13 protein-coding genes are annotated in these 13,049 nt (G+C 69.2%); 6 read left to right on the top strand and 7 right to left on the bottom strand.

All coding sequences use genetic code 11. The features are described from left to right. Positions 1–8: 8 nt before the first annotated feature. Complete coding sequence (locus tag ACWCRB_RS10565) at positions 9–371, bottom strand: hypothetical protein (RefSeq protein WP_450995682.1); 363 nt, start codon at positions 369–371, stop codon at positions 9–11. A gap of 430 nt (positions 372–801) precedes the next feature. Here ACWCRB_RS10565 and ACWCRB_RS10560 point away from each other — a divergent pair, with 430 nt between their 5' ends. Continuing rightward, a complete protein-coding gene (locus ACWCRB_RS10560; protein WP_450995681.1) occupies positions 802–1,863 on the top strand; it encodes a chitinase in 1,062 nt (353 codons plus the stop codon). Between the two features lie 105 nt (positions 1,864–1,968). Here the strand turns inward: ACWCRB_RS10560 and ACWCRB_RS10555 are convergent, their stop codons facing one another. The 4 genes from ACWCRB_RS10555 to ACWCRB_RS10540 form a co-directional block, all read right to left on the bottom strand. Next, positions 1,969–2,418, bottom strand: coding sequence for an imidazolonepropionase-like domain-containing protein (locus ACWCRB_RS10555; protein ID WP_450995680.1), 450 nt, complete (start codon positions 2,416–2,418; stop codon positions 1,969–1,971). 7 nt (positions 2,419–2,425) lie between these two features. Next, positions 2,426–3,640: a cyclic dehypoxanthinyl futalosine synthase gene (gene mqnC, locus ACWCRB_RS10550; RefSeq protein WP_450995679.1), complete on the bottom strand. Its 1,215-nt coding sequence runs from the start codon at positions 3,638–3,640 to the stop codon at positions 2,426–2,428. A gap of 67 nt (positions 3,641–3,707) precedes the next feature. Beyond that, complete coding sequence (locus ACWCRB_RS10545; protein WP_450995678.1) at positions 3,708–4,505, bottom strand: prepilin peptidase; 798 nt, start codon at positions 4,503–4,505, stop codon at positions 3,708–3,710. Between the two features lie 39 nt (positions 4,506–4,544). Further along, the gene (locus ACWCRB_RS10540) at positions 4,545–7,589 is read right to left on the bottom strand and encodes a BTAD domain-containing putative transcriptional regulator (RefSeq protein ID WP_450995677.1); all 3,045 of its coding nucleotides are present in this window, start codon (positions 7,587–7,589) and stop codon (positions 4,545–4,547) included. Positions 7,590–7,916: 327 nt separating this feature from the next. Here ACWCRB_RS10540 and ACWCRB_RS10535 point away from each other — a divergent pair, with 327 nt between their 5' ends. Both ACWCRB_RS10535 and ACWCRB_RS10530 read left to right on the top strand, forming a co-directional pair. Beyond that, on the top strand, positions 7,917–8,582 hold the full coding sequence (locus ACWCRB_RS10535) for a hypothetical protein (protein ID WP_450995676.1): 666 nt from the start codon (positions 7,917–7,919) through the stop codon (positions 8,580–8,582). Between the two features lie 50 nt (positions 8,583–8,632). Next, positions 8,633–9,664 carry a hypothetical protein gene (locus tag ACWCRB_RS10530; RefSeq protein WP_450995675.1) on the top strand — a complete coding sequence of 344 codons (1,032 nt, stop codon included), beginning with the start codon at positions 8,633–8,635 and terminating at the stop codon, positions 9,662–9,664. Positions 9,665–9,703: 39 nt separating this feature from the next. Here ACWCRB_RS10530 and ACWCRB_RS10525 read toward each other — a convergent pair whose 3' ends face one another. Next, positions 9,704–10,594: a hypothetical protein gene (locus tag ACWCRB_RS10525; RefSeq protein WP_450995674.1), complete on the bottom strand. Its 891-nt coding sequence runs from the start codon at positions 10,592–10,594 to the stop codon at positions 9,704–9,706. A 40-nt stretch (positions 10,595–10,634) separates the two neighbouring features. Further along, the gene (locus ACWCRB_RS10520; RefSeq protein WP_450995673.1) at positions 10,635–11,075 is read right to left on the bottom strand and encodes an ATP-binding protein; all 441 of its coding nucleotides are present in this window, start codon (positions 11,073–11,075) and stop codon (positions 10,635–10,637) included. 239 nt (positions 11,076–11,314) lie between these two features. Here ACWCRB_RS10520 and ACWCRB_RS10515 point away from each other — a divergent pair, with 239 nt between their 5' ends. From ACWCRB_RS10515 to ACWCRB_RS10505, 3 genes are all read left to right on the top strand, one after another. Continuing rightward, positions 11,315–12,166 carry a helix-turn-helix domain-containing protein gene (locus tag ACWCRB_RS10515; RefSeq protein ID WP_450995672.1) on the top strand — a complete coding sequence of 284 codons (852 nt, stop codon included), beginning with the start codon at positions 11,315–11,317 and terminating at the stop codon, positions 12,164–12,166. Between the two features lie 10 nt (positions 12,167–12,176). Next, positions 12,177–12,380, top strand: coding sequence for a DUF397 domain-containing protein (locus tag ACWCRB_RS10510; protein ID WP_450995671.1), 204 nt, complete (start codon positions 12,177–12,179; stop codon positions 12,378–12,380). Positions 12,381–12,688: 308 nt separating this feature from the next. Then, positions 12,689–13,030, top strand: coding sequence for a hypothetical protein (locus ACWCRB_RS10505; RefSeq protein ID WP_450995670.1), 342 nt, complete (start codon positions 12,689–12,691; stop codon positions 13,028–13,030). The last annotated feature ends 19 nt before the right edge of the window (positions 13,031–13,049 follow it).

Here is a 13,049-nt window from a genome sequence, read left to right as displayed (position 1 = left end):
CGTTCCGGTCAGTTGGCGGCCGCGGAGGCGGACGCGGTGGCGGTCGCGGTCGGTGCCGAAGCGGGCGGCTCGCCCGTGGCAACGCCCGCCGGCGGGACGCCGGAGGGCTTGGCGGGCGGGGTGGCGGCTCCGGTGGGAGCGCCCGTCGGGGCCGCTCCGATGCCGCCCTGCGGCTGCTGGTTGCCGCCCGGTCCCTGGCTGCCGCCGGGGCCGCCGCCCCCGAAGGGCAGCAGCGAGGACGGGGTGAGCGAGGTGCCCCAGCCCATGAAGGCCATGCCGAGCACGACGGCATACCCAAGGCAGACGACGCCCACGAAGGTGCCGAACCGGCGGAGCAGCTTCGCCCGGCGGCCGGAGTTGTCAACGAACACGGGACCTTCTGCGGACCCGTCGGACCCGTTGCCGCTCTTACGGCGACGGCCGCCGCGACTGGCGGCACGGTTTTCGATGGCAGGCTCGGAATGCATTCCCCGGACATTAGGAGGCGTTTATGTGACTGAAACTCTGGTTCTCATGTGAGACGCCCATGAGAAACTCCTTAACCTGTGCATCCTCTGAGAGATTCCCCGGAAGCCTGCGCAACCCGCCCCTGATGGAAAGGGCTCGATTGTCCGGCTTACTTGCCCCATTCGCGCCCTTCACGGTGCGCTGTCCATGAGTCCGCTGTGCGTTCATCACCCTCATGAAGGACAGCCTCGTGTGAGACCTTTCCACTCCGGATCCACTTCGGAAACACACTTTGTTTCCATCCTGAGACGTTTCCATCCTGAGACGGAAATCACGAAAGCGGGTGCATGCGCCATGAGGCGTTTCCTGAGGCCGGCCGCCGGATTCACATGTCTGGTGGCGCTGACCTGCGCCGGGTGCTCTTCGGGCTCGGACAGCGATGCGGACAGCGGCTCCGACGCCGCGTCCGAGGCCCCCTCCGAGGCCGCTTCCGAACAGGCCTCGCCGAGCGCCTCGTCCTCCGAGAGCACTGCCTCGACGACCGGGTTCGCCCCGTACGTCAGCGCCACCGAGGCGAACGGCAACGACAGCGCGGGCTCGCCGACGTCGTACAACCTCGCGTTCGTGATCTCGGACGGTACGACCTGTACGCCGAAGTGGAACGGTACGACGGCCATCGGCGACTCCGCCGTCAAGTCCCGCATAGCGGCGCTCACGGCGAGCGGCAGCTCGGTCCGCGTCTCCTTCGGCGGCGCCTCCGGCAAGGAGCTGGCCGAGGTCTGCGACAGTGCGTCCGCGCTGGCCAAGGCCTATGGCGCGGCCCTGGACGCGGCCGGTTCGACCCAGGCCGACTTCGACGTCGAGGGGGACGCGCTCACCGACTCCGCCTCGGTCGAGCTGCGCTCGAAGGCGATCGCCCTGCTGCAGAAGGAGCGGAGCGACGTCAGCGTCTCCTTCACCCTGCCCGTCATGCCGAGCGGCCTCGACGACGACAGCGTGGCCCTGCTCGACTCGGCGAACAACAACTCCGTGCAGGTGTCGACCGTCAACATCATGACGATGAACTACGGGAGTGAGTACACCGACGACATGGGGCAGTACGCGCTCACGTCCGCGACGGCCACGCATGATCAGCTCGCCGACATCTTCGGGTTGTCGGACGAGGGGGCGTGGAAGGGGATGGCGTTGACGTCGATGATCGGGGTGAACGATGTCGACAACGAGACGTTTTCGCTGGCGGATGCGGCGGAGGTGCGGGCGTTCGCGGAGGAGAAGGGGGTTGCGTGGGTGTCTATGTGGTCGACATTTCGGGATCAGGAGTGTGAGGACGGGAATTCGGCGTCTGATGATGCGGCGACCGATTGCAGTGGGGTTTCTCAGGATGCGGGGGCGTTTGGGGTGGCGTTTTCGGGGTGAGATTGGTTGTTTGTCGGGTGCGGGGCGGTGGGGGCTTGTCGCGCAGTTCCCCGCGCCCCTAAAAGACGGGTCCGTTTCGCCCTGGCCCGACGCGCATGACAAGCCCTATCTACGCCTGTGGACCAGGCGTCCTGCGCAAACCGTAGCCACGCACGTGCCCTCCCCGTCGAACACCGCCAGGTCCGCTCGCTCGCCCTCCACGATTTCCGGGGTTCGCGTGTGCCGGAGTACGAGGACCTCGTTGCGCGCGGCGGCTGAGCGGAGGTCGGGGGAGGTGACGTACGCCTCCAGGACCGCCACCGCGCCCGACTTCAGTACGGCGTGGACGCGTTCGCGTGGGGTCGGGGCGTCCGGGAGGGGGCCCTCGTGGACGAGGGCCGGGCCCAGGACGCCTCCCGGCCATTGGCGCACTCTCGCCTCCGGGAAACGCTCCGTCAGCTCGGCCAGCGGGCCCACGGCGGCGATCCTCGTGCCGTCGACCACGACGGCACCGGCCTTCAGCGCGGCCTCGTCCCAGCCGATCCGTACCTCGTCGGCGGCGTGAATCGTCAGCACAGGCAGGCTAGTTGGAGGCCAGGAGCTTGAGCTCGGGGTGGGCCGTGCCGCCCTCGATCGCGGTGGAGGAGATGTGGGACATGACGCGCTCGTCGACCGGGTCGTTCGCCGGGTCGTCGTGGACGACGATGTGCTCGTACGTCGTGGTCCGCTGGGCGGGGACGCGGCCCGCCTTGCGGATCAGGTCGATGATCTCCATACGGTTGGAGCGGTGCTTGGCGCCGGCGCTGGAGACGACGTTCTCCTCCAGCATGATCGAGCCGAGGTCGTCCGCGCCGTAGTGCAGGGACAGTTGGCCCGCCTCCTTGCCCGTGGTGAGCCACGAGCCCTGGATGTGGGCGATGTTGTCCATGAAGAGCCGGGCGATGGCGATCATGCGCAGGTACTCGAAGATCGTGGCCTGCGTACGGCCCTTGAGGTGGTTGTTCTCGGGCTGGTAGGTGTACGGGATGAAGGCGCGGAAGCCGCCCGTCCGGTCCTGTACGTCACGGATCATCCGCAGGTGCTCGATGCGCTCGGCGTTGGTCTCGCCGGTGCCCATGAGCATGGTGGACGTCGATTCGACGCCCAGCCCGTGCGCGGTCTCCATGATCTCCAGCCAGCGTTCGCCGGACTCCTTGAGGGGCGCGATGGCCTTGCGGGGGCGCGCGGGGAGGAGTTCCGCGCCGGCGCCGGCGAAGGAGTCGAGACCGGCCGCGTGGATACGGGTGATCGCCTCCTCCACGCTGACCTTGCTGATCCGGGCCATGTGCTCGACCTCGCTCGCCCCCAGGCTGTGGATGACGAGCTGCGGGTACTCGGCCTTGATCGCGGCGAAGTGCTTCTCGTAGTACTCGACGCCGTAGTCCGGGTGGTGGCCGCCCTGGAACATGATCTGCGTGCCGCCGAGTTCGACGGTCTCCGCGCAGCGGCGCAGGATGTCTTCGAGGTCGCGGGTCCAGCCCTTGGCCTTGTCCTTGGGGGCTGCGTAGAAGGCGCAGAACTTGCACGCCGTGACGCACACGTTCGTGTAGTTGATGTTGCGCTCGATGATGTACGTCGCGATGTGCTCCGTACCCGCGTACCGGCGGCGGCGTACGGCGTCGGCGGCCGAGCCGAGCGCGTGCAGCGGGGCGTCGCGGTAGAGGTGGAGCGCCTCTTCGGGGGTGATCCGCCCGCCCGCGGCGGCACGGTCCAGGACGGCTGCGACATCAAACGGCACAAGGTCGGCGTTCTCGGTCACCGGGCGTCCCTTCGAAGGCGTGGGGCGGACCGTTCCAGCCTACGTCAGCGCCCTGCCAGGCCTCACGTCAGGCCGCGTACGCGCCGATCAGCAGCCCGACGAAGGCGCCCGCGATCAGGAACGGGCCGAAGGGGATCGACGTACGGCGGCCGGCCTTCCGTGCGACGACGAGCGCGAGCCCGTACAGGCCGCCGAACAGGAATCCGGCGAAGGTGCCGAGCACGACACTCCCCCAGCCGTACCAGCCCAGGACGGCCCCCAGCCCGAGGGCGAGCTTCACATCGCCGAAGCCCATGCCGTTGGGGCTGATGAGGAAGAGCACGAAGTACGCGCCCCCGAGCAGCAGCGTGCCGAAGAGCGCGGTGAGCCATTCGCCCGCGTGTTCGGGCAGCAGCGCGGCCACGCCCAGCAGGACGAGGGCGGCGGCGGCCAGCGGAAGGGTCAGCAGGTCGGGCAGCCGCTGCACCCGGAAGTCCACGACCGCCAGCAGCACCCCGACGGGCGCGAGCAGCAGCCAGGCCCCCAGTTCGGGCCGCGTACCGGTCGCGGCGGCGAGGGCGGCGCAGACGAGCGCGGTGGCGAGGGCGAGGAGGGGGGTGCTGGGACCGTACGAGGCGCTCTTGTCGTACGAGGGTGCTGTCGCGTCCGCCGTGAGGTGCCCGGCGTCCCGGGTGGGCTCGCCTCCTGCGCAGACCGCGCACCGCGCCCGGCCCAGCCAGCCACCCAGCGCGTGCCCTTGCGGACAGCTGGCCTGCCAGGGCTCCTCGGGCGGGACCGCGAACCGGTAGGCGGCGCGGGGCACGAGGGTCCCGGCCGCCGCGCCCCACAGCGCGGCGACCACGACGAGCAACTGGTCGATGCTCATCCCACAGCTCTCATCCCACAACTCTCATTCCCACAACGCTCATCCCACTGCCGCTGTGCCGTCGCGCCACGTCGGCAGCAGTTCGTCGAGGAGGGCCTCGGTGCGCGGCGGCAGGCCGCGTGCGCCGCTGCGGCGGATCAGGTCGGCGGCGAGCTGCTGGAGCTTGTCCGTGTCGCCGGTGGTGTGGGTGGCGCGCAGGAGTTCGTGCCACAGGCGCTCGTCGCCGGGGGCGGAGTTGAGGGCGGCGTTCAGCGCCTCGATGGCTCGCTCGGCGCGGTTCTTCACGAGGTGGAACTCGGAGAGCGCGAGCCCGATGTCCGCGACCAGGAGCGGGAGTTGGGCGTCGATGATCTCGTGCGTGAGCCAGCCGTAGCGGCCCTCGGGACGGTCGGCGAGCAGCGGTCCGCGCACCAGCGCGAGCGCGTCGGTGAGCAGCCGTCCGCGGACGACCCGGCTGTCGACGCCCCTGCCCTGCGTGGCCTCGTGGTAGAGGGAGCGCAGTACGTCGAGGTCGGACACGACCGACTGGGCGAGCGTGAGCCGCCCGTTGGCGTCGGTGGCGAGGCGGGGGGTGCCGTCGGGGTCGGCGCCGAGCCAGACGCGGAGCCGTTCGAGGAGGGCCTCGCGTACGTCGTCGGTGACGCCGCGCGGCCAGAGCGCGGAGGCGAGCACGCGCGGGTGCACGCCCTCGCGGTGCAGCAACAGCAGGGCGAGCGCCTCGTGTTGGAGCGGGCTGCGCTCCCCGTCCGGGGTGTCGAGGCCGATGATCTCGTACGGCCCCACGAGCCGCGCGTACACCGCGGGCCGTCCCTGCTCGCTGATGTCGACGAGGAACGGGGGCGTGGCCGCCGGCCCTTCGGGGGTGCGCTCGGGGTCGGCGTTGACGAACAGCTCGACGATCGCCCGCTGTTGGGCGACGGGGAGGGTCTGGGCGTCGAGTTCGAGCCCGAGGAGCGGCGCGAGGAGCTTGCCCTCGCTGGTGATCTCCATCTCCCAGGCGGCGCCGGGCAGATCACCGCTGTCGGTGCCGACGAGGTATCCGATGCCCAACCGGCTTGCGTCGGCGGCGAGTTCGGCGAGCTTGACGGCGTCGTCGGCGGAGGGTGAGGCGGCGAGGAGGACGAGGTGCGGGGCCCAACGGGTGTGCTGGGCAGGCCCGGTGCGGCCGGTGAGTACGGAGTCGTGGCCGGCCGCACCCAGTGCCCCGCGCCGCTGCCGGGTCTCGGCCTCCATGGTCTCCACCAGGGCCTCGATGTCGTCGAGGTGGCGCAGCCGGTTGGGGGCGAGGGGCGTGAGGTCCTCGCCGAAGCCGACGAGGGTGATGGTCATGCGGTCGGACCACCCGTTGGTGGCCAACTCGGCTGCCACGGAGGCGAATACGGCGGCCCGGTCGGACTCGCTGCCGCTGAGGGAGACGATGCCGGGCACCGACTCCAGGTTGAGCAGCAGCCGCGAGTCGTCCATCGTCCCGAGGCTGACGAGCCCCGGGTAGGGAGCGGCGGTGTCGACATCCTCGTACCGCTCGGCGTCGGTCCGGGACAGCAGCCAGAAGGTCTGGTCCTGGCCGAGCTGCCACGGGGCCGGGGGCTTCCCGGCAGGCTGCGCGAGTTGCAGATGCAGGTCACCGTTGCTGAGCCAGGCGGCGTAGACGGTGGGGAGGGGGCGGGACTCCCCGGCCAGGGAGGCGGCGAGGCCGCGCAGCGAGCGGTCCAGCAGGCGTACGCCTTCGGGGTCGGCGCCGATGAGGAGCGCGTCCTGGGCATCGGCGGCGGCGCCGGTCGGTGTGGGCGGCTCCATGCCGCGCCGCCCGCCGACCGCACCGAGCGCGGACTGCCACAGGGCCTGCCGGCGCCGGCGGCCGAGGGCGCCGAGGAGACCGGCGGCGAGGAGGGGGGCGCCGAGGAGGGCTTCGGGGAGGCCAAAGGAGAAACCGGCGTCGGAGGCGGACTCGGAGGCGGTTTCGGTGGCCGTGGCCGCGTGCTGCTCGTGGTGTACGGCGGGAGTTGCGGCGGGGCTCTGCTGCTTGGGGACACTGATGCGGGTGGTGTTGGTGTCGAGGGAGGCGGTGCCGCCGCCTGTGCCTTGGGCGTGGTCACCGCCGGCCTGGGCGTACGTGTTGATCTGCTGCTGCACCTGCGCGGAGACGGCGGGGCCGGCGTCAGGGGCGGTGGCGGTGCTGGACATGTCCACGAGGTCGCCGCCGCGGGCGTCGCCGGGCATCTGCATGATCCAGCCGGGCCGGATGAGGCTGGCCTCGGAGAGGCGTGAACCGTCGGGCTGCACACGGTCCTTGTTGAGCTGGTAGATCTCGCCGTACCGGCGACCGTCGCCGAGGTGCCGTTCGGCTATCTCCCAGAGGGAGTCGTGGTGTCGGCCCTCGGGAGGCTGGATCCGGTAGTACTTCGTGTTCTCGGCCTTGACCGACGGGCCCCCGACCTCGGCATGGCTGGCGGCGTCGGCGGCCTGCCGGCCGATCGCGGCGGCGGTGTCGGCCGCCTGCTCCTGCTGCTGCGCGAAGATCCCGCTCAGTGAACCGCCCGGCGTGGCCTGGGCGGAGGCGACGGTGCCCCGCTGGTTGTCGCCGTAACTGTTACCGAGCTGCGAGAGCCCGGGTGTGAGGGACGCGGCGGTGGCTCCGACCAGCAGCAGCGCGGCGACGAGCTGCCGCGCGAGCAGCTGGCTGGGCCCGGCCCCGGGCACGCGGCCAGGCATTCCGACGCCGGACAGCGCGGCCTTGATCTCGACGAGGACGCACGCGGTGAACTGCGCCCAGGCGATCCACACGATGACCCCGAGCACACCGAGGAAGGTGTTGACCGTGATCTCTTCCTGCAGCCAGTCCAGGGACGGCATGCCGTCCGGGAAGGGCCAGCCGATCGTCACGGCGAGCGCGTAGGGCACCCCGACGAGCAGAACGACGAGGGCGACGAACGCGAGAAACGCCTTGACGAAGTCACCGAAACTCCGCCGCCGGCGGGGCAGAGGCTGCGGAGTCCGGTTCCGGGGAGTCCCGGATCCCGACGAGCCTCCCGTCGGGCTGCCCGTCGGATTTCCCGTCCGGCTTGAAGTGCTGCGTCGCGGCATGGCGGGTGTCCTGGGTTTGTGTCGTGTGGGGTGGGAGAGGGCGCGGGGGTGTGGCGGGGGTGTGCTGAGCCTATCGGGATCTTATTTCGGGCGTGGGGGGCGGTGGGGCGAAGTCCGGGCCGGGGACCGGGGCGAGGTCCGGGGCGAGGTCCGGGGCGGGGTGGACGCCGGGTTCCGACGGCACCCCGCATACGTACCGTTCGCAACCGCCACGACACACTCCTCACGGTCCCCACACAATCCCCTGGCGGCACGCAAATGCCCTCTACGCACCGCTGATAGCTTCGTTCTCTGCCGTACACAAGCCAACCCCGGGGGAGATCAACCGTGGCCCGCCGCGCCCTGTCCGTCACCGTAGCTACGTTCACCGCGACAGCGGCTCTTCTGGTCAGCGGGTGCGGTGGGGGTGATGGTGACTCGTCGCCGGATGACATCAAGGGGGCGGAGTCGGGGGCGGGGAGCGCTTCGGCGTCGGCTTCTGCTTCTGCTCCGGTGGCTGCCGGCCAACCGGACCTGAGCCTGCCGAGCGATCTGAAGGTCCAGTTCGACGTCACTCAACCGTCCGACGCCCAGCACGCGGCAGCCCTCGACAATGCGAAGAACTACATCCTGGCCTTGAACCACGGCATCACCGCCCAGGACGCCGAGGACCCGGCATATGAGTTCTACTCGCTCGGAAATGCCACGAAATACGCCAAGGAGCAGATCCAGGCGTATTTGGACGGCGAATGGACAGCCACGGGAACCGACAGCTACTACGAGGCCAAGACCGACGACGTGGGCTCTTCCGGCGGTGTCCTCGTGACGATGTGCCGTGACCAGAGCAAGTTCTACGGCAAGAACGTCAAGACGAACAAGATCAAGTACACGGAACCGAGCCTCGACGACTATCAGGAGTTCCGCCTGCTGATGAAGCCGCCGCAGGCGTCCCAGAAGATCTGGAAGGTTCTGCAGATCGAGGTGCAAGGGCGCGTGAAGGGGTGCCGGCGATGACGTCCACGCGTCGAGTTCTGCCGTGGTCCGCAGCGCTGGCATGTGCGTCCGTGCTGCTGTCAGTAGGTACTGCGAACGCCGCCGGGCCGACGACCAACACCAACGTGCCGCCGCCCGACGAGTCCACCGGGGGCACCGACGGCAAGGGGGGTCTGTCGGCCTCGGTCTCCCATATCCGGATCAAGTACGTGAGTGGCGGTGACGGCGGCGGCAAGCGGGGGAACGTCGCCACGCTCGACCCCAACTGGAAGCCCCCGGCGTGCTGGTACGAGCCCGAGTTCACGCCCGCGCAGCTCAAGACGTTCGTGGACACGGACGGCGGCGGCGATGTCGGCATCCATGAGTCGTGGTGGGGCAAAGAGCTGTGGACGGACCACTACAAGGACGGCAAGCCCGCGGACAACTTCGATCTGAGCTCCCCCACCAACAGTTCCGCCGCGGGCTACGAGAACTACAACCTCGGCAAGAACGGCTACTTCTGGCGTGGGGTCGCGCCTGACGTCGGCGACCCGGACTCGTGGGACTGCGGCCGCATCATGTTCTGGGTCGACGCGGGCCAGACCCCGAACGACCCGAACATGCCCACCCCGAAGACCCTCGCCGAGTACGCCTACGACAAGATCAAGGTCCCCGAGACCGAGGTGGAGCTGAGGCCGGCGGCCAAGTCCACCGTCAACCTGCCCACCTGGGTCTGGCTGGACAAGGGCACCTTCCAGGAGGTCAAGGTCCGCGCCGCGCTCCCCAACACGGGCCTGTGGGCGGAAACGACGGCCAAGCCGGTCGCCCTCCACCTGGACCCGGGCACGACCGACGCCACGACCTACCCGGCCTCGGGCGACTGCACGATCAACGGGGACGGCTCGATCGGCACGCCGTACGAGGCGAGCAGGGCATCCGATCCCCCGCCGTGCGGGATCACCTACCTCCGCGCGACCGACGGCACCCCCTACCAGCTGCGGGCCTCCGTCACCTGGGAGATCACCTGGCAGGGCAGCGACGGCACCGGGGGCGACCTCCCGAACGGCACGCTCGAGACGACGCAGGACATCGACGTCCAGGAGATCCAGTCGGTCAACCGGTGACGCGGGCCGAGTCCCAACGGCCTGGGCGGCCCGGGCGGATCAGCCCGCACCGCCGGCGAACAGGTCATCCGCGTTCGTCGCGTTGACCGCTCTCTGGGCCCAGATTTCGAGCTGGCCCAGGTCCGAGCAGGCCTCCACTCGGTCACGCACAGAGTCTGGCACCGCGATACCGCGCCAGTCGAGGATCCGGAGGACCATCGACGCACGTTCCTTCTCGATGCCCTCCTCCCGACCCTCTTCCCGGACCTTCTCGGCGACCTCGTGCCGGAAGAAGTAGTTGACCGGCATCATCAGTTCCTTCCAGATCTGCTTGGCCTGAGCATCGCCCAGACATGACTCGACAAACTGCGCGAGCATCCCCGCGCCTTCGGGGTCGGTGGTCTCCAGCGCTGCCGCCAGCGGTTTCAGTATGGCAGCGGCACCCGGGCCCCTACCATGCGTCATCGCGGAGAACGCGGCGAGGAACACATCCCGCTCGGCCTCGGCCTGGTCGACGACGAGCGGCACGTTCTCCGGGCTGAGCACGAGCGGCCGTACCGTGAGCGAGTGCCAGCCGGGCAGGCCCAGGCGGATCGGCTGCGCCGCCCAGCGGGCCGTGGATCTGCTCTGGGTCAGGACGATCAGCACCGGCTCCCAGCGGTACTTCGCGTGCAGGTAGCTGAGGTAGTACGCCCAACTGCCCCGCTTCCTCTCGTCCTGCTTTCCCTGCGACTCGACGACCAAGAGGTACGTACCCTCGTCCGTCTCCGCTCTCAGCAACGTGTCCACGCGTCGCTCGATCGGCTCGATCTCGGTCAGATCCGCGTTGAGCACCGCGAAGTCACGCGGCTCGGGGATCGGAATGTGCAGCACACGTTGAAGGGTGCGTGTGAAACTCGCCGGGTCCTTCTGGCAGATCCGGTGCAGGCCTTCGTGCGACGAGCCGACCATCCGCTCTCCTTTCCATCTTCCGTTCGGTTCGGTCAACGAGCTAGGCCGCGACGAGGTCACCCCATACGTATTTGCCTCGCAGGCCGTTCCTGGCCAGCGGCTGCCAGCCCCACAGGTCGGCGCAGGAACTGACCAGGGTCAGGCCGCGCCCCTCCTCCATGTGCGTGAGCTGCGTCAACGCCTCTGATGAGGGCGGCGGCATGGGCGGTTCGGGGTCGGCGTCCCACGCCCCGACCCGCAGGAAGCCGTCCCGCATCCGCAGACGAAGGGCCACCGGACCCTTGGTGTGGCGTACGGCATTGCTGACCAGCTCCGTCACAAGGAGCTCGGCGACGTCGGTGAGGCGGATCAGGCCGTGCATCGTGAGGACGAGGCGGACGGTACGGCGGCACACGGTGACCGCGCGGAGGTCGTGCGGGATGTGGAGGACGTACTCCCAGGGTTCGTTCCCGGCGAGGTCGTTTCCTTTGGATTCCGGCATGCGTTAACTCCTGTGCTGGCGAGGGGAGTTGCCTGGTCGCTGGGGGTGCGGGCGGTGGCCGTGCCGCAGCCGTCGTGGCAGGACGGAGTGGTGCGCTTCCGGGATCCCGGCGATTCCGCAGCGTGTGCGTCGCATCACCGACGGTATTTCCTAACTTTAGGAAAAAGCAACCCGTTGCCATACTCTGACCCTCGAACGGGGCATACACACGGCGAAGTTGAAACAACGAGGGGGGATCGGTGCCGCCGAAGAGGCATCTCACGGCCCGCAGAGTGCGGCTGGGCACTGAACTGCGCAAACTGCGCGAGGCAACAGGCATGAAGGCCCGCGAGGCCGCAGCACTACTCGGGGCCGACTCGGTCCAGATGAGTCAGATCGAGTCCGGAGTCGTGGGCGTGAGCGCTGAACGCGTACGCCGCCTCGCAGCCCACTACGCCTGTACGGACGAGGCGTTGATCGACGCCCTGGTGTCGATGGCCACCGATCGCACGCGCGGCTGGTGGGAGGAGTACCGAGGAGTTCTGCCGCCGGTGAACCTGGACGTGGCCGAGGCGGAGCACCACGCGACCTTCCTGCGCGAGGTCGTGGTCACCCACGTTCCCGGGCTCCTCCAGACCCCGGACTACGCCCGAGCCGTCTTCGGATACATGCGTCCGGAGCTGCCGGAGAGCGAGTTGGCGCCCCGAGTGGAGCATCGCATGCGGCGACGTACGGTCATCGAAGGCGACGACCCCACCCCGTACGAGACGATCGTCCACGAGTTCGCTCTACGCATCCGCGTGGGCGACCGCCACGTCTCCCGTGCTCAACTCCGGCAGATCCTGGACCAGATCGAACAGGGGCAGGCCACCGTGCGCGTCATCCCCACCGACCAGGACGGCTTCGGCGGTGCCGGCGCCTCGATGATGTACATGGGTGGTCCGGTGCCCCAACTCGACACTGGGTTCCGGGACGGCGCAGCCGACACCACGTTCATCGACGCGGAACCCCAACTGAGCACGCTTCGAACACTTTTCCGTAAGGTGGAGGGGGCGACACTGGACCCCGTGGCGTCCCGGGACTTCATCCACCGCCTGTCGAAGGAACTGTGAGGAGCACCCCATGGCTCAAGCACTGAACTGGCGGAAGTCCACGTTCTCCGGCGGCGCCGAGGGCAACACCTGCGTAGAGATAGCGGAGTTGCCCACCCGCGTCGCCATACGCGACTCCAAAGACCCGGACCACGGGACGCTCACCTTCCCGTCCCGAGCCTTCGCCACATTCGTCGACGTCCTCAAGGCCGACACCTCGCGCACGGCCACCTGACCACGGCCTACCAAGTGACCGTGCAGTGACGCCGCGCGCCGATGCTGGCGTGCTGTTGACACCGACGAGAACCAGGTACGCGGATCGCACCCGGCATTGGCATCGGCATCGCGGCAGACGGCCGAGCGCACAGCGCCGCAGCAGCCGTATGCGACGGGCGCCGGTCCGGCCGCGATACAGCGCAGTCCGGGCAACGGATTCCAGACACCGATGTTCCCCAGCAGTTCCTCCAGCATCTCGTCGTACGCCCGGAAGCCCGCTCTTCCACTCCCCGGCGCATCCGACTCGGGGCGAAGGATGCCCGGCAGATGAGCAACTCGCCACATCCTGAAGACATCCACCGGGGCACTCCCGCCCGTCGCGTCCGCCAAGTCCGCTGCGATGCCGAGGACTTCGGCAACCCCGGCCGCTCCCTGCCGTGGTTCCGTACCGGCGGCGATGGCAGCCGTGATCCCCGCGGACCACAGGACCAGGAACGCCGCTGGCACCTCATGGTCACGGAACCGGCCCAGCTCGTCGACGATCGCCATGGCCGCGTCGCTGAATCGGCAGACAGCTCGGGTACCGGCGAGCAAGCGTTCCACGTCTTGGTGTCGGTGCGCGAGAAGATTGCCCACCGATACGTCGGCGAGCTCCCGAAGTGGTGCTGACCTGCTCGGACATACCGTT

The sequence above is a fragment of the Streptomyces sp. NPDC002156 genome (assembly GCF_053593675.1).
The sequence above is the reverse complement of the archived record's forward strand: the minus strand, read 5'-3'. Positions and strand labels throughout refer to the sequence as shown.

Coding starts and splice junctions, on each gene's coding strand:
- ACWCRB_RS10545 (WP_450995678.1), bottom strand. CDS start 4,505: ATGAGCATCGACCAGTTGCTCGTCGTGGTCGCCGCGCTGTGGGGCGCG.
- ACWCRB_RS10560 (WP_450995681.1), top strand. CDS start 802: ATGAGGCGTTTCCTGAGGCCGGCCGCCGGATTCACATGTCTGGTGGCG.
- ACWCRB_RS10520 (WP_450995673.1), bottom strand. CDS start 11,075: ATGCCGGAATCCAAAGGAAACGACCTCGCCGGGAACGAACCCTGGGAG.
- ACWCRB_RS10525 (WP_450995674.1), bottom strand. CDS start 10,594: ATGGTCGGCTCGTCGCACGAAGGCCTGCACCGGATCTGCCAGAAGGAC.
- ACWCRB_RS10540 (WP_450995677.1), bottom strand. CDS start 7,589: ATGCCGCGACGCAGCACTTCAAGCCGGACGGGAAATCCGACGGGCAGC.
- ACWCRB_RS10510 (WP_450995671.1), top strand. CDS start 12,177: ATGGCTCAAGCACTGAACTGGCGGAAGTCCACGTTCTCCGGCGGCGCC.
- ACWCRB_RS10505 (WP_450995670.1), top strand. CDS start 12,689: ATGAGCAACTCGCCACATCCTGAAGACATCCACCGGGGCACTCCCGCC.